Source organism: Clostridium sp. 19966, from assembly GCF_032335695.1.
In the GTDB taxonomy this organism is placed as follows: Bacteria; Bacillota; Clostridia; order Clostridiales; family Clostridiaceae; genus JACTOJ01.
The window spans coordinates 63,355-79,994 of record NZ_JACTOJ010000011.1; the positions used below are offsets into that span (position 1 = coordinate 63,355).

Sequence of the window (16,640 nt, forward strand, 5' to 3'; positions counted from 1 at the left end):
ACCCCGATATTTTATATTTTATAATACTATTCTAAAAAATGATATACATTATGTAAAAGATTTGAGAAAAATGTTTTGCAGCAAGAAAAAAACAAGGAAATAAATGGAAAAATATAATATTTTTTGCAGTAATATAATTTAAAGTTTTTGGAGGTATAATTATCATATAAAATTAAGTTATTTACATCTAAATTTTTGCTTGAGCTGCAATAGCATATGACTCAAGCAGTGCTTGCTGGAGTCATAGTTATTGCAATGATATCATTTATTCATATTGAAAAATGAAGGAGAGATATGTGATGTTTGACATGAAAGATATCGGTAGAAAAATAGCACTGCTTAGGAGGGAGAAAAATTTAACCCAGATGGAACTTGCTGACAAGCTTAATATAAGCTATCAAGCTGTATCAAATTGGGAACGTGGTGAAACCATGCCGGATATTTCAAAGTTGCCTGAGATTGCAGAGATTTTTAACACATCCATTGATGATATCTTGTGTAATGATAAAAATGTACCAATAATTCAAAGCATAATTAAAGAAAATTCAGTGGAAGATAAAATTGCTTTTGAAGATTTTAAGTCTGTGGCGCCCATATTAAAACCAACTCAAATAAGAGAATTATCTAATGAAATTCATGATATTAATAACATAAATGCTTTAATGGAGTATATACCTTTCCTAAGCATGGAAGTAGCCGATAAACTTGTTTTAAGAGCTATTGAATCAGAATTTCCAATAAATGAACTAACTCAGGTGTTGCCTTTTGTGACAAGAGAAGTAGCAGATAAAATTGCAGAAAAGCATATTTATAATAATCAATTAAGCTTAGATGATTTTTTACCCTTTGTAAGTATGGAGGTAGCGGACAAACTTGCTTTAAAGGCTATTGAAGAAAATCATGAATTTCAAGAACTAGTAAATGCTTTACCTTTTGTGAGTAGGAAAATTGCTGATAAAATTGTCAACAGCAGATTAGAATAAAAAATTTAATAGAATACATTTTTCTGTTTGAGGAATAATATTATCATTTGTTGCACAGGCAGTGTCAAGGAGGGTAATATTATGGAAAAGAAATCTAAAGGATTGTCCGCAGGGCATATTACAATGATGGCGCTAGGGTCTACTATAGGAGGATCTTTCTTCCTTGGTACGGCTGTAGCTTTTAATGCGGCAGGTCCTTCTGTTATCATAGCGTATATATTAGGCGGGGTGTTGGTTTATTTTACACTTTATGCTCTATCTGAAATGACTGTAGCAAATCCTGATGCTGGTTCATTTCGAACCTTTGCAGCTAATACCTTTGGCCAGGGAGCTGGGTTTGTTGTAGGCTGGGTCTATTGGACAGGGATGATTTTAGCTATGTCCAGTGAAGCAACAGCAGCTTCCATATTAATACGTAATTGGTTACCTAAAATACATATATCTTTGCTGGGAAGCTTGATAATAATAGTAGTTACCCTAGCTAATCTATTAGGAGCAGATAAATTGAGCAAGCTAGAAAGCAGTTTATCTGCTATAAAGCTCCTAGCCATACTTTTCTTTATTATCATATCAGTATTCTTAATTATAGGTATAATTCCAGGAATTTCACCCGTTGGAGCTGGAGAGCTAGCAAGAGAACCTTTTATGCCAGCTGGAATAAAAGGTATTGCAGGAAGCATGCTCATAGTTATGTTTGCTTATGCTGGGTTTGAAATAATAGGGCTAGCAGCTTCGGAAACTTCAAATCCAACGGAAACTATTCCTAAGGCAATAAGGAGTACAGTACTAGCTCTGGTGGGATTGTATATACTTTCCGCTCTCGCATTGCTTCCACTAATTTCAACCGCTTCCCTTAGTGAAAATATGAGCCCAATGGTAGAGGCTCTTAGCAAATGGGGAATGAATTGGGCTGGAGCAGCCATGAATTTAGTGCTTATTACAGCCATACTTTCTGCCGCTTTAGCATCTATGTTTGGAATTGGAAGAATGATGAAATCTATAGCAGAGGAAAAACAAGCTCCAAGGTGGCTTAAAGATGAGGGCGAGATACCCTATAGAGGAATATTATTTTCTGGATTTATAATGCTATTATCATTAGGCATTGGACTTTTGTTCCCTAGAGTATACCTGTTCCTCATAGCTTCCAGTGGTTTCGCCACTTTATTTACCTATGCCGCAATTTTAGCTGCTCACATACGATTTAGGGAAATTAATGGATGTCCGCCAGAAGGGAAGTGTCAAATTTCTGGATATCCCTATACTTCTTGGATTGCATTAATAGGAACAGTTATAGTCATTGTAAGTATGCCTCTTATTCCTGGTCAGGGCTCGGGACTTGCGGCTGGAATAGTGATGGTGGCAGTATATTCACTAATCTATATGGCAATGAAGGTTAAGCACAAGGCAGAATCTGAAGATATCACTGCTAAGATAGTTGGAATTAAGAAATACCACGGGAAATTTATAACGGAGATTTCAGAAGAATTAACTAAAGAGAATACTGAAAAAGACAGAAAAAATAAATCAATAGAAGACCCAAGAAAACCTAGATCATAGCTTTAATACGATAACACAATATATCGTTGACCGATATATCATCATGTGATATATTTAATATATTGCTAGATGTTAGATCGGAGGAAGAGTGGCTTGGAAAATAATATACCTTTGACGGAAGCTTTATTTTATATTTTATTGGCAGTACGAATACCGAACTATGGATATGGAATTATTCAGGATGTAAGTAAAATGACTGATGGAAAGGTAACATTAGGTCCAGGAACTTTATATGGAGCTATTAATTCAATGCTTGCCAAGGAATGGATTAGTTTATATAGTGAGGATAAGGAATCCCGAAAGAAAAAAGAATATCTAATCACAGATAAAGGAAAAGAAGTCTTTCATAAGGAAGTTAAAAGGTTAAAGGAGCTCTTAGAAAATGCAAAAAAAATGGATGCTTAGGGGGATGTGAAATATGCTGAAATTTAGACTATATTATGACAAAGATGAGGAAGAAGAATGGCTTAAGAAGATGTCTTTAACTGGATGGGCTTTTAAAAAATTCTTTTTGGGATTTTATACCTTTGAACCCTGTGAGCCAGGAGAATACAATTATCAAATAGATTTACTTGATAACTGGAGCGGTGACAAGGAGGAATATGCAGACTTTATGGAAGAGGCAGGAGTAAAAGTCATAGGCCAGTGGTGGAGATGGATATACTTGCAAAAGAAGTCGTCAGATGGTCCATTTGAAATGTATACAGATGCTGAATCGAAAATTGTGCAGTACCGTAGAATTAAAAATTTTTTTGTAATATTTCTGATTTTGGAAATTGTATGTTTGTTTGTAGAGCTTTTGGCAGCGATTAGTACTTGTTACTATGTTTTCGGAATATTTACAGTGCTGCTTGCAATAATATGCCTAGCGTTATTAAAGGTGATCTGGAAATGCAAATGGAAAATAGAAGGATTTAAACATGAAAAAAACATTAGCAGCTAAAGCATTGATAAATATAAGTTTATTCTTACTATTGAATATTAAATGTTTTATTATAAAAAGTGCCAATTCTTCAGAGATTGAGCACTTTTTTAATTTTACAAAATGCTCTAGAGAAATTTGTTTGTTTTAGAAGGAAATTATAAGCATATGCAGAATAAGGTAGATAATAAAAAAGATAAAAGGAGATAAAAATATGAGTTATATATCTTACTGTGGCATGCTGTGCCAGGAGTGCCCAATATATGTTGCAACAAAAAATAATGATGTACAAGCAAAGGAGAAGCTTGCAATTCAATGTTCCACTAAAGATATAGTTTTTACTACAGAGGATATGACCTGCCAGGGCTGTTTTTGGGAGAAGAACGACAGCACTAAAATGTGTGGAGCTTGCGAAATAAGAAATTGCGCCAAGGACAAGTCTGTTGATAATTGTGGATTATGTAAGGAGTATCCCTGTGATATCGTTGAAAGGAGAATAGCCAAGGGTTCGCCTAATAGAATCAGATTAGATGGTATAGCTAACGTTTAAATTGCTGCGAGCCCAATGATACACAAAATACCAGTGGCAATTAAAAAAACGGAAACTATTTTTGACTCATGCCAGCCTGATAATTCCAAGGAATGATGGAAGGGAGCCATTTTAAATATGCGCTTTCTAAAAAGCTTATAAAAAAATATTTGTATCACATCTGATAAAATTTCTATAACATAAATTCCGCCCACAATAGCAATAATTAGAGGATTTCTAAGTATAATAGCTACCGTTGCTAATAGTCCTCCAAGACCTAAGGCTCCAGTATCGCCCATGATTATTTTAGCTGGATAAGAATTAAATTGAAGAAAGCTAAGAAGAGCACCTGATACGCATCCGCAAAATATTGCCAGGGAATAATGCTTCATACCAAAGCTTACTAAGGCAAAAAAAATTGTTATCAGAAGAGCAGTAGATGCTACAAGGCCATCTAATCCGTCAGATATATTTACCGCGTTTGTAGTGGACAAATAAAAAAATATTATAAAGGGTACATAAAATATTCCAAGATTCAATATCTTTGAAGTAAATGGAATCAGTATATATGTATTCATTGAGAAATTTTGATATATATACAAGGTAAACAAGATGGATACTAAAAGCAATAGCAAAAATTTTTGGATTATGGTTAATCCTTCATTTTTTTTATGTATTGTTTTAAGAGAGTCATCAACGAAGCCGACAAGTGCAAAAGCTATAAATGAATAAGCAGCTATAAGACTTTCTCTATTATTATGATTTCCAAGGATAAACATAACTGCTATGGAAGAAGTAATAAAGATTATGCCTCCAAAGGTAGGAGTACCAGCCTTATTCATATGACTTTTAGGAGCATCTTCTCTAATATTTTGTCCTAGCTTTAAAAATCTAAGTAGAGGAATGATAAGAGTTCCAATGAGTAAGGATAGAAAAAAACTTAGCAAAATGTAATATACGATAATATTCATTATAACGCCTTTCCGTAACTTTAATTTATGATGAAGCATTTTAAAATGGTTATGGCAGTATATTAGTATATAAGACGAAATCCTTCAATGGTTATATAAAAGTATCAAATATAATTGAAAAGTATCAAATAGCACTTGAATAATATTCAAGTAGCATGATAAAAAGGAGAATATAAAAATGATCACATATAAAAATTTATATGAAAATAAAAATATAGAAATTGTGGAAACTAAGGGTGATGTTAAGGTTCTTGAGTATAAAAAGGATTTGAGTGTGGATGTATCAAGGGCTGTGGCAGCTTATTTTTCTTCACAGATGAATGTAAGAAAGAGACAAGTACTCATTGAATTAAAGAATAGTGCCTTCACAATCAGTGCTGGAGCAATGCAGTGGACTGCAGGAAATGTTACTATGGCTGCAGATGTTAAGGGAATAGGAGATTTTTTTGGCAAAGCATTATCTTCCAAGGTGACGAAAGAATCTGCAATTAAGCCTAAATATCAAGGAAAAGGCTTGCTAATGCTAGAACCAACCTACAAACATATTCTGCTGGAAGAGGTTTCAGATTGGAACGGAATTGTTTTAGATGATGGACTTTTTCTTGCCTGTGAATCCAAGGTTCAGCAAAAAGTGGTTGCTAGGACTAACCTTTCCTCCGCGGTGATGGGAAAGGAAGGGTTATTTAATTTATGTCTTAGGGGATCCGGAATTGCTGTATTAGAAAGTCCAGTACCTAGGAATGAGCTTATAGAATTTGTACTGGAGGAGGATGAAGTAAGAATAGATGGAAACTATGCTATTGCTTGGTCTCAATCCTTAGATTTTAAAGTAGAAAAATCCAGCAAAAGCTTAATTGGCTCTGCAGTTTCAGGAGAAGGCTTTGTTAATGTGTATAGAGGAACAGGCAGAATACTTATGGCACCTGTACAATAAAGAAAAAAGGGGACTAGTATTAGTCCATAACTGTAAGTCCCCATTTTTTTAGTTCAATAAATATAGGTTCTAGTTTTTTACCTTTTTCTGTCAATTCGTATTCAACTCTCGGCGGAATTTCAGGGTACACAATTCTATTTACTAGGCCATATTTCTCTAACTCCTTTAATCTGAGAGACAAGGTTTTAGGGCTCACTCCCTCTAAGGAACGAAGCAAATCACCAAATCTTAATCTTCCGTCTATAAGCAGATCTCTTATTATTAAAAAGGTCCATTTACTGCCTATTATATCAAGAGCTGCTTCTATCGAGCACCTTTTACCGTAGGCTGAACGTTCAAGTTTAACTTCTGACATAAAAATTTATCTCCTTTAAAGCGTTGATTTATCACAATACTTACTTTTTTGAAATTATATGAAAAAAATATCACTACTTTTCAAAGTATAGTATATACAATATAATCAAGACATGCAAGAAATTTAAATAAAAGGGGATTAAATTTATGAATATTTTTGAAAACTATACTCTAAAAAGCATGACTGTGAGGAACAAGCTTGTAATGCCTCCAATGTGCATGTATTCATCTGACAGCACAGGTATAGCGAATGACTTTCACTACAATCATTATATTACCAGGGCTATTGGAGGTGTTGGTTTTATAATATTGGAATCTACAGGAGTTGCTAAGAATGGAAGAACCACAGACAATGATTTGGGCATTTGGGAAGATTCCCAAATAGAAGGTTTAAAAAATATTGTAAGCGGCTCTAAAAAATATGGAGCTAGGATTGCAGTACAATTAAACCATGGAGGAAGAAAATATGAAGGAAAAGCAGGTGAAGTGGTAGCACCAAGTGCAGTTAAATTTGATGAAAACAGTCCTCTTCCTAAGGAGTTATCTAAGGAAGAAATAAAAGAAATTATATTAGACTTTAAAAAGGCAGCTGAAAGAGCGGATAAAGCTGGTTTTGATGCAATAGAGGTGCATGGGGCTCATGGATATTTAATACATCAGTTTTTATCACCTCTTTCCAATTTAAGACAGGATGAGTATGGAGGAAATCTAAAAAATAGAACAAGATTTCTTAAAGAAGTGCTTCAGGCTATAACTGAAGTTTGGCCAAAGGAAAAACCGATTTTGCTGCGAGTTTCAGCGTATGATTATAAAGATGGTGGGATAAATATAAATGATATGATTCAAATAGTAAATGAGGTTAAACAATATATTGATATGGTTCATGTAAGTACAGGAGGACTTATTCAAGCAGCTATAAAGGCTTATCCAGGATATCAGATTAAGTTTTCAGAGGCTATAAAAGCAGAGTGCAATATTCCGACTATAGCTGTTGGACTTATAACAGACATTAATATGGCTGAAGAAATAGTATCAAATGGCAGAGCAGATTTAGTAGCTATTGGAAGAGAACTTTTGAGGAATCCATACTTTGTATTAAATGCAGCCAAATTTAAAAACCAAATGATAGAATATCCAATTCAATATAGTGGTGCTTTTTAATAAGTCTAATTTTTAAAAAACCGCTTCAGTAAAACTAGCTTGCATAAGTTTTGCTGAAGCGGTTTTAGTCATATACTTTTTAATTTATAAGAATATGATTTTAATCACAATTTTATAAATTAAAAATTTGTACGGTAAAAACATTTCTTTAGAAGGGCAGGCTGTGTTTTTTAACATGGCCATTTTTGCATCGGTAGCATATGTTACGGAAATAATATGAAGAATATAGTAAGATAAATGTATGGATTTAATCAATAGCAGAGGAGCGGATATTATGCATAATCACTGCAAAAACTGCTGCAATAATTGCAGGGGAGAACTTTGTGCCAGCAAAGTGCCTATATTTGAAAATTTAAATGAAGAAGAACTGGTGGAAGTCGTAAATACAATTAATCATAAAGAATATAGCAAGGGAGATACTATTTTTACTGAGGGCAATACAGCTAGTACTCTTTACTTTGTAAACGAAGGAAAAATAAAATTATATAAATATACTAAGGACGGTAAGGAACAGATACTTCATGTGCTTTCAGAGGGAGATTTTTTTGGCGAATTGGACCTCATAAAGCCTTCACAATATGGTTTCAACGCTAAGGCTATAGTTAATTCAAAGATATGTACTCTTACTAAAGAAGAAATGAAAGCCATAATGCTAAGAAAACCTGAGATAGGAATAAAACTTTTAGAAACCATGGGGGAAAGGTTATCCAAGGTAGAAAATCTAGTACAAAATTTAGCTACCAATGATGTGGATTCTCGAATGGCTTATTTAATTATGGATTTGATGGAGAAATACGGAGAAAAATCAGAAGAAAATATATCAGTAAAATTGCCTCTGTCTAGAGAAGAAATGGCCAATTATATTGGAGTTACCAGAGAAACTATCAGCAGAAAATTAAAAAAATTTGAAGAAGAGAAGCTGATAGAATTGGTAGGAACAAAAAATATTTTGATTTTAGATGAAGAAGGCTTAAAAGATTATATTTAATTTAGGATATGATTTAAAACAAAATTTTGATTTAAATCACATTCAAGTCATGTTAAAGGTTTTATACTGAATACATAAGAAGAACAAATAATAAGTGTTTGGAGGGAAAGCGAATGAAAGGGAAATTTTTCAAGAATATAGAGATTGCAAAGGCATTATTACTTAAGGAAGATGTGGCTTATGCACCAGGTCAAGTGGTAAGTAAGACATTAGTACAGACTAACAATGTAGGAATAACCTTATTTTCTTTTGATAAAGGTGAAGAGATAAGCGCTCATTCAGCACCAGGAGATGCATTAATTTATGTATCAGAAGGGACTGCGGCTGTAACAATTGGAGATAATGAGCCGGAAATTGTTACAGAGGGAAAGCTTATAGTTATGCCAGCTAATGTGCCACATGCGGTGATGGCAGCAGAAAAATTTAAAATGATGTTGATAGTGGTAAAAGGTTAACTTAATATTTAACAACTTAAAGGTCATGTTTTTACATGACTTTTTTGTATTGGAAAAGTATAATGTTAAAAGCATAAGAGTAAAAAACTCTATAGAAAAATTTTTTACATTGAAATCTTGGTAAGATTAATAATAAAATTCTATTATAGTTATAAGAGCAAAGGATAGATTATATATGAAAGTAGAATTTTTAGAAAGAGAAAAAGTAAAAGCTTTTGGGGATTACTGCAAAAAGCACAGAAAAGAATTGGATGACTCTTTTCTGTATGATGAGGACCTAGAAAGCTTCCAGCCTGGAAAGGATAATCCTACTTATGTTATCACTAAGGATGAAGAGATAACCGCAGCTATATCTCTTATAATTGATGATTACGACAGGAAGGGAAAAAAAGCTAGATTTAGAATATTTCATTCAGAAATAGAAGACGTAGAGTGCTATGACATGCTGTTTAAAGCTATAATGAGACATACAGAACAATTTAATAAAGTATTTTTATTCATACCTATAAAAAATGTAAAATTGATTCAGTTTATTGAGGCCTTAAATTTTAAGGTAGAGAGATATTCCTTTCTTTTTCTAAGAGAAGCTGAAGAAGCGAAGGAGTTATCTTTGTATAAAGATTATGAGATTAGAAATTTTCAAGTAAATAGGGATGAGGAAATTTGGTGCAGCATTAGAAATGCAGCCTTTGCGCATCTCCAAGGCAGTGAAACACCCATGACACCGGATATGATTCCTAAAAGACTTTTGGGCAGTGACTATGTGGAAGGCGGAATGATGATACTATACAACAGAGAAAAACCTGTAGGAGTAGTTAGAGTAGGAACAGACGAATATGAAAATTTACCAGTTATGTATATAGGACCTCTTGCGATTATACCTGAATATCAGGGCATGGGTCTTGGCAGAAATCTTTTAAGAGCTGCTTTAGCTTTTGTTAAAGAAAGAGGCTGCAGCAGAACTCTTCTTTCTGTAAATGCAGAAAATGATAGAGCAAAGAGGTTGTATTTGCAGGAAGGTTTTAAAGAAGCAGAAGCGGTGGTTTGCTATAAATATGATTTGTAACAAATAAGGCGTGGTGGTAATATTTACACCATGCCTTTATTAATCGGCTTTCATAAAAATTATTATTTAGACATTCCGGCAATCATTCCGGATATGTAAGGAATGAGCCAAATAAGCCATACAAAGATGCTAAATTTGTGGAAATTTTCTTTGGACTTCTTATTATTTTTTATTAAAACAAAGGTTGCCCAAAGTGCATGAAAAATCATTAGAAGAATGGCAGCAAGACCAGTTATACCATGAAAATTAAATTGGAAGCCGCTGCTGTTTAGCTTGCTCATTAGGGTTGTGCCAGTAGCATCAAATATTAATCCGATAAAAAACATTACTAAATGCCACTTTTTTAGTTCACCTTGATTTTTTTCACTCCATACTCCTATGGTATAAAATACTAGAGCTAAGGTTATAGAAATTATAGCGTATATTAACATAGAAATTCCTCCTAATAGTTATTTAAATATATTCTTCCATGAAATTTATTATAGTATGGGTATGTGACCTCAATGTGACCTAAAGCCGTTTATTTATATTTAGTTTGAAGCAAATTTATATTTTTGGTATTATCATTTATATATGGATATGTTTTAAACCAGTGTAAAAATCAACACTGATTTAAAACAGGACCAAATTTAATTAGAAGGCTACGGCGCAAAAGTACCTATTAAAACAAGGGTATAGGCATAAATAGTATTTTTAGTGTAGAGGTGAAATTTTTGGCTAATATAAAAGATGTAGCAAAATACTGCGGTGTATCAGCTATGACTGTTTCAAGAGCACTTAATAACAGCAATGAAATATCTTTTGAAACTAAAAAAAGAATATTGAAAGCTTGTGAAGAACTTGGCTATAAGCCTAATTCTGCTGCGAAAAGCTTAATTACAAAAAAGACTAAGATGATAGGACTAGTGATTCCGGATATCACCAATCAATATTATGCAAATGTAAGTAAGGGGGTGAGCTCCTTTATAGAAGGATATGGATATGGCTTAGTACTGTGCAATAGTGACAGAAAAAAATCTAATGAAAAAGGCTATTTAGAGTTTTTAACTGAAGGCAGGGTGGACGGAATAATAGTGCTGCCTGTAAATCCTAAAAAAGAAGATTATGAGGATATAGCAAAGCAGATACCTTTAGTCATGGCGGATAATTATGCAGAAGGTCTAGAAGTTAGTGTTGTAACTACAGATAATTATCTTGGGGGAACAAAAATTATTGAGCATCTGATAAAGCAAGGCTACAAAAGAATTGGAATAATTCTAGGTGGAGAAGGGTCTACTGCGTCTAATGAAAGATTCAGAGCTTATAAGGATGAGCTTATAAAAAATAATATTCAATTCGATAAAGATATAGTTATGCACAGTAATGCTACCTTTGATGAAGGTTACAGCTTGGGAGAAAAGCTTATAAAAAAAGGCGTAGATTGTATTTTTGCAATTAACGATACAGTGGCTATGGGCATAATAAAGTATTGCTACCTAAATAGTATAAGTATACCTAAGGATTTAGGCATAGCAGGCTATGATAATATTGAACAGGCCTCCATGCTTCCTATACCTCTCACTACTGTAGACCAGAATGATAGATTATTAGGTAAAACAGCTGCACAGCTGCTTTTAGACAAACTCACCGGGAATGCTAGGGAGAATCAAAAAATAACACTGAAACCTAAGCTTATTATAAGAAAAACTTGCGGTGAGTAAAGGATAAGCAATTGACTATTATGCTTTTAAAATATATAATTAGGCTATAGTGCGTTAACGTTAACGTAGCCTGATTGCATTTTTCGTTAACGTTAACGAAAAAATGATTTTGGAGGTATATATATGGATATTAGATATTCAAACCATTTTGAGGATGTAAAAAAATATGATACTGCAGATTTAAGAAGACATTTCCTAATAGAAGATCTTTTTGTTAAAGGTGAAATAAAAATGGTGTACAGCCATATAGATAGAATAATTGTTGCTGGCGTTGTCCCTGCAGACAAGCCTTTGGTCCTTGAGGGAAGCAAAGAGCTGGCTTGTGACTATTTTCTTGAAAGAAGAGAACTGGGAGTAATTAATATAGGCGGAGTTGGGGTAGTTACTTTGGATGGAGAAAAATATGAATTAGCTTCAAAGGATGGACTTTATGTTGGCATGGGGACAAAGGAAGTGAAATTTGAAAGCAAGGACATTAATAATCCTGCTAAATTTTACTTAAACAGTGCTACAGCTCACAAAACTTATCCTACTGTAAAAATAGGGTTGGATAAAGCTAATAAGGTTCACTGCGGCAGCGACGAAGAATGCAATAAGAGAACTATAAATCAATATGTTCATCCTGCAGTATGTGAAAGCTGTCAGCTAGCAATGGGAATGACGGTATTAGAGCCAGGCAGCATATGGAACACCATGCCCTGCCATACTCATGAAAGAAGAATGGAAGTATACTTATACTTTAATATAGATGCGGATAATGTGGTTTTTCATCTTATGGGAAGACCAGATGAGACAAGACATATAGTTATGAAGAACGAACAGGCTGTCATATCACCTAGCTGGTCAATTCACTCGGGTGTAGGAACTAAGAACTATACCTTTATCTGGGGAATGGTTGGAGAAAATAAGACCTTCACAGATATGGATAATGTAGCAACTGGAGATTTAAGATAAGGAGAAGCCAGCTTTTTCATCAAACAGCAAATCTTGTTTAGCGCTAATTGTGAAATCAAAAGGCAAGAAGAGCAGAATTGAGGTTCTGTTCTGTGCTTTTGTACATATGAAAATAATGATACAATTTGTGTAATCGATTTTAAGACGATTTTGGGAGGATTTTATGAATACCTTATCTGAAATTAAAGAGGCTTTGATTTATGGCATTGATAACAATTATGTTGTATTTCCTGAAGCTAGAAATAAGGAGATAATTAAATGTATAAAGGCAAACAATCAAAATAGGCAACAGCTGCTTCATATCAAGGAAAATGCAGAGAAAGCCTTAAAAGAACCTTCACCCACTATAAGCTTTAAAATATTTAAGGAATTTGAGAGCACAGGAAAAAGACTTATATTTGAGGATGCATATTTCGGAAGAAGAAAACAATTATTTTCTTTAGTACTCGCATATATGTTTGAAGATAAGCCGGAGTATAAAGAAGCTATTGAAGAGAAGCTGTGGGAATGGTGTGATTTGTATAGCTGGGAACTGCCTGCTCATTTTAGTATGCGTTCAGAAGAAAGTATGGAAGGAGATTTGCTGCCGGATAAGACCATTGCTCTTTTCGCAGCAGAAAGCGCTTTCTTTTTCGCAGAAATAATATCATTAACTGGTGAGGAATTAGATGAATTCCTGATATTAAGACTAAAAAAAGAGATATTCAGACGAGTTATTGAGCCCTTTATGAGAAATAGCTATTGGTGGGAAGGTGCAAAAATGAATTGGGCCTCTGTATGTGCAGGTTCTGTTGGAGCAGCAGCTATTTACCTTGTGGAAGATATAGAGGAACTTTCGGCTATAATACAGAGAGTGCTGAAGTCTATGGAGGCTTACCTTGGAAGCTTTGATAAGGATGGAGTCACCGGGGAAGGATTATCCTATTGGAGCTATGGCTTTGGTTTCTACAGCATTTTTGCACAAATACTTAAAGAAAGAACCTGCAGTAAGCTTTCTCTTCTTACTGGTGATAAAAAAATAAAAAATATTGCAGCCTTACCTCAGGTGCTGCAGTTTCCTTCAGGCTATTTTGTTAATTTTTCAGATGCAGCTTATGAGAAGTGGAAGGGAGACTGCGGACTTTTTGCAAGGCTAGAAAAAGAACTTAATTTAACTGGATATAATTACGAAAATGCTGAGGACATATTTGATGATAACACTTTTAGATGGGCAGCAATGGTAAGAAAGCTATTTTGGTATTATGACTGTGGTCAAGCTAAAAATTCTACTTTAGGAAGTTACTATTTTAGCGAATCCCAGTGGGTAGTGGATAGGAAAATAAAAAATGGTAGATTTTCGGCTTTTGCTGCTAAAGGTGGTAATAATGATGAACCGCATAATCATAATGATTTAGGTCATTTTATACTTCACAATAATGGCGAAAATATATTTATTGATATTGGAGCACCTGAGTATGTAAAAGATTATTTTAGAGATGAAACAAGATACAGCTTCCTTGCAGCAGCTTCTTTAGGACATTCTGTTCCCGAGATAAATCATCATCAGCAGGGATATGGCAAGAAGTGTTATGCAGAGGTAGTAAAATATAAAAGCAATGCCCCAAGCACATTGTTTAGTCTTGATTTGACTAAAGCTTATTTTTATGATGAACTTTTAAAATTTCAGAGAGATTTCATTTGGAATTCAGATTTATTAGAGCTTAAAATAGAGGACAGCTTTAAATTTAACAAGAAAGATAATGAAATCAGAGAAGCTTTTATAACAGCTTTTAGACCTGAGTTAGTAAGCAGAGGGAAAGTAAGAATTGAGGCAGCAAATTCTTTTTTAGAGCTTTCTTATGATGAGCAATTTGAATGCAGCATAGAAGATTGTAAGCTAAAAGATCATGATGGAAAGGATAGAATAGTGTATAGGATATCTATTTCAATAAAGGCTGATGAAGAAAGTTCTTATGCATTTAGAATAAATTTGTATAATAAATAAATTCATATAAAATGAGGAGAGTAATTATGGAAGAGTATAAATTACCAATTAAGCAAAATTTACTTAAGACAAAAGAGGATTTACAGAGGGCTTTTACAGAGCTTACAGATCCGTTAAAAGCTCACTTTAGTAAAGGATCTGCTCTTTTGCATATTGGAGATAGCAGTGCTGGTTATCCTGATTCTATAGCAGAATTTGAAGGCTTTTCTAGAGTGTTATGGGGACTAGCTCCTTTTACTGCAGGGGGAGGAAATTCGGAGCTTTGGAATATTTATATTGATGGAATCAGAAACGGAACAAATCCCCTTCATGAAGAGTACTGGGGAAAGGTTAATGATTATGATCAAAGATTAGTGGAAATGGCTGCTTTGGGTTTAGTTTTAGTATTGGCACCGGAAAAGATATGGGAACCTCTTACTACTGAAGAGAAAAATAATTTTTCTAAGTGGTTATCTCAGATCAATGGGCTTAAGCTCTGTGATTGCAATTGGGTGCTGTTTGCGGTTATGGTTAATTTAGGACTAAAGTCTGTAGGAGAAAATTATGACATTGAAAAAATGAATTGGGCGCTAGATAGAATAGAAGAATTTTATATAGGAGATTCTTGGTATTCAGATGGAATAAATGGACATAGTGATTACTATATTCCTTTTGCTATACATTATTATTGCTTAATATATGCAAAGATTATGGAAAAAGAGGATACCAAACGTTCAGAACTTTATAAACAGAGAGCAGCAGATTTTGCTAAGGACTTTATTTATTGGTTTGCTAAAGATGGCTCTGCTTTGCCTTATGGAAGAAGTCTCACCTATAGGTTTGCTCAAGCTGGTTTTTGGAGTGCGTTGGTATTTGCAGGAGTAGAGGTATTTCCATCAGGAGTTATAAAAGGAATCATATTGAGAAATCTTAGATGGTGGTTTAAACAGCCTATTTTTAATAATGACGGAACTCTAACTATAGGATATGCTTATCCAAATCTTATTATGGCTGAAAACTATAATTCACCAGGATCCCCATATTGGGCATTAAAAACCTTCTTAATATTGGCTTTAAATGACAATGGAGATTTTTGGACATCAACGGAGGAAGAATTGCCTGAATTAGAGGAGCTTGCAGTTCAAAAAAAGCCTCATTTGGTTATTTGCAGAAATAAAGAAAATGACACGGTAATGGCTTTTAATTCAGGACATCTATCTACCAATGAGCATACTCATACCTCGGCAAAATATGAAAAATTTGTATATTCCAATACTTTTGGTTTTAGTGTGCCTAGAGCAGAGTGGGGAATTGGTCAAGCAGCTGCAGACTCTATGCTGGCACTTAGCGAAGAAGATAATATCTACAGGATAAAAAGATTATGTGAAGAGTACAAAATTGAAGGTAATATAATATATTCAAGATGGAAGCCTTGGAAGGATGTTCAGGTAGAAACAAGAATCATATGCGGCAATCCTTGGCATATAAGAATTCATATTATTAATAGCTTGAGAAATATAGATGCTGCTGATGGCGGATTTGCCCTAGGACTTCACAATAAAATATGTGATGAAGCAGAGTATGAAACTCTTAAGACGGAAAATGGAGTATTTGCTAAATCAATTTATGGTATCAGCGGAATAGTAAATATGTACGGCTATGAAAAAGAAGAGCTAATATATCCTAATTGTGATACCAACCTTATCCATTCAAGAACAGTTATACCAACACTTTTAAGCAAATTAAAGACAGGCAAGCATTGCTTAATATCAGCAGTATGTGGATCAGATAAAAAAGATTTAAATGAAATTAAAAGCTATGCACCGTATTTGAAAAAAATAGAGGATGAAGTTTATATTTTTTCAGCAGACACTGGAGAAAGCATAATTAACATAAGTCTCAAATAAGGTCATGGTTTAAATAACGATGATACTAATTGGGAAAGCGGAGTTTTGGAATTTTCTGATAGCAGTAGTATATTAATATCAATGGTTAAAACCGCTCTACAAAGTCTACTCAAATATTACTAAAGTTATTCATTTGAGTAAGTTTTGCTCAGAAGGTATCATTCTTCCAATTTAATTCATCTGTACAATAAATTAC

17 protein-coding genes are annotated in these 16,640 nt (G+C 33.9%); 14 read left to right on the forward strand and 3 right to left on the reverse strand.

The window, feature by feature from the left end; all coding sequences use genetic code 11:
* Window positions 1–299: 299 nt before the first annotated feature.
* From IAI10_RS12810 to IAI10_RS12830, 5 genes are all read left to right on the forward strand, one after another.
* Window positions 300–983: a helix-turn-helix domain-containing protein gene (locus tag IAI10_RS12810; RefSeq protein WP_315673671.1), complete on the forward strand. Its 684-nt coding sequence runs from the start codon at window positions 300–302 to the stop codon at window positions 981–983.
* Window positions 984–1,064: 81 nt separating this feature from the next.
* Entirely contained in the window at window positions 1,065–2,540 is a 1,476-nt protein-coding gene (locus IAI10_RS12815) for an amino acid permease (protein WP_315673672.1), read from the forward strand.
* Window positions 2,541–2,633: 93 nt separating this feature from the next.
* Entirely contained in the window at window positions 2,634–2,945 is a 312-nt protein-coding gene (locus IAI10_RS12820) for a PadR family transcriptional regulator (RefSeq protein WP_315673673.1), read from the forward strand.
* Window positions 2,946–2,958: 13 nt separating this feature from the next.
* Complete coding sequence (locus tag IAI10_RS12825) at window positions 2,959–3,483, forward strand: DUF2812 domain-containing protein (RefSeq protein WP_315673674.1); 525 nt, start codon at window positions 2,959–2,961, stop codon at window positions 3,481–3,483.
* Between the two features lie 193 nt (window positions 3,484–3,676).
* Entirely contained in the window at window positions 3,677–4,012 is a 336-nt protein-coding gene (locus IAI10_RS12830) for a DUF3795 domain-containing protein (RefSeq protein ID WP_315673675.1), read from the forward strand.
* On the opposite strand, the gene mraY is transcribed toward IAI10_RS12830, so the two are convergent.
* Window positions 4,009–4,962: a phospho-N-acetylmuramoyl-pentapeptide-transferase gene (gene mraY / locus IAI10_RS12835; RefSeq protein ID WP_315673676.1), complete on the reverse strand. Its 954-nt coding sequence runs from the start codon at window positions 4,960–4,962 to the stop codon at window positions 4,009–4,011. The two genes, IAI10_RS12830 and mraY, sit on opposite strands and share 4 nt — an antisense overlap.
* Window positions 4,963–5,140: 178 nt before the next feature.
* On the opposite strand from mraY, the gene IAI10_RS12840 reads away from it, so the two are divergent.
* Complete coding sequence (locus IAI10_RS12840) at window positions 5,141–5,896, forward strand: AIM24 family protein (protein ID WP_315673677.1); 756 nt, start codon at window positions 5,141–5,143, stop codon at window positions 5,894–5,896.
* Between the two features lie 19 nt (window positions 5,897–5,915).
* On the opposite strand, the gene IAI10_RS12845 is transcribed toward IAI10_RS12840, so the two are convergent.
* Window positions 5,916–6,251: a helix-turn-helix domain-containing protein gene (locus IAI10_RS12845; protein ID WP_315673678.1), complete on the reverse strand. Its 336-nt coding sequence runs from the start codon at window positions 6,249–6,251 to the stop codon at window positions 5,916–5,918.
* A gap of 146 nt (window positions 6,252–6,397) precedes the next feature.
* Between IAI10_RS12845 and namA the strand changes: the two genes are divergently transcribed.
* The 4 genes from namA (at window position 6,398) to IAI10_RS12865 (ending at window position 9,920) form a co-directional block, all read left to right on the forward strand.
* Window positions 6,398–7,411: an NADPH dehydrogenase NamA gene (gene namA / locus IAI10_RS12850; RefSeq protein ID WP_315673679.1), complete on the forward strand. Its 1,014-nt coding sequence runs from the start codon at window positions 6,398–6,400 to the stop codon at window positions 7,409–7,411.
* A gap of 274 nt (window positions 7,412–7,685) precedes the next feature.
* Window positions 7,686–8,399, forward strand: coding sequence for a Crp/Fnr family transcriptional regulator (locus tag IAI10_RS12855; RefSeq protein WP_315673680.1), 714 nt, complete (start codon window positions 7,686–7,688; stop codon window positions 8,397–8,399).
* A 113-nt stretch (window positions 8,400–8,512) separates the two neighbouring features.
* The gene (locus tag IAI10_RS12860; RefSeq protein WP_315673681.1) at window positions 8,513–8,854 is read left to right on the forward strand and encodes a cupin domain-containing protein; all 342 of its coding nucleotides are present in this window, start codon (window positions 8,513–8,515) and stop codon (window positions 8,852–8,854) included.
* A 175-nt stretch (window positions 8,855–9,029) separates the two neighbouring features.
* Window positions 9,030–9,920: a GNAT family N-acetyltransferase gene (locus tag IAI10_RS12865; RefSeq protein WP_315673682.1), complete on the forward strand. Its 891-nt coding sequence runs from the start codon at window positions 9,030–9,032 to the stop codon at window positions 9,918–9,920.
* 62 nt (window positions 9,921–9,982) lie between these two features.
* Here IAI10_RS12865 and IAI10_RS12870 read toward each other — a convergent pair whose 3' ends face one another.
* Entirely contained in the window at window positions 9,983–10,351 is a 369-nt protein-coding gene (locus IAI10_RS12870; protein WP_315673683.1) for an HsmA family protein, read from the reverse strand.
* Window positions 10,352–10,624: 273 nt separating this feature from the next.
* Here IAI10_RS12870 and IAI10_RS12875 point away from each other — a divergent pair, with 273 nt between their 5' ends.
* The 4 genes from IAI10_RS12875 to IAI10_RS12890 all read left to right on the forward strand — a co-directional run bounded on the left by IAI10_RS12875 (window position 10,625) and on the right by IAI10_RS12890 (window position 16,444).
* Window positions 10,625–11,620, forward strand: coding sequence for a LacI family DNA-binding transcriptional regulator (locus IAI10_RS12875; protein WP_315673684.1), 996 nt, complete (start codon window positions 10,625–10,627; stop codon window positions 11,618–11,620).
* Between the two features lie 123 nt (window positions 11,621–11,743).
* Window positions 11,744–12,574 (forward strand): 5-dehydro-4-deoxy-D-glucuronate isomerase, encoded by an 831-nt coding sequence (kduI, locus tag IAI10_RS12880; RefSeq protein ID WP_315673685.1) that lies wholly within the window; start codon window positions 11,744–11,746, stop codon window positions 12,572–12,574.
* Window positions 12,575–12,737: 163 nt separating this feature from the next.
* Entirely contained in the window at window positions 12,738–14,558 is a 1,821-nt protein-coding gene (locus IAI10_RS12885; RefSeq protein ID WP_315673686.1) for a heparinase II/III family protein, read from the forward strand.
* A gap of 26 nt (window positions 14,559–14,584) precedes the next feature.
* Window positions 14,585–16,444 carry a DUF2264 domain-containing protein gene (locus IAI10_RS12890; RefSeq protein WP_315673687.1) on the forward strand — a complete coding sequence of 620 codons (1,860 nt, stop codon included), beginning with the start codon at window positions 14,585–14,587 and terminating at the stop codon, window positions 16,442–16,444.
* The last annotated feature ends 196 nt before the right edge of the window (window positions 16,445–16,640 follow it).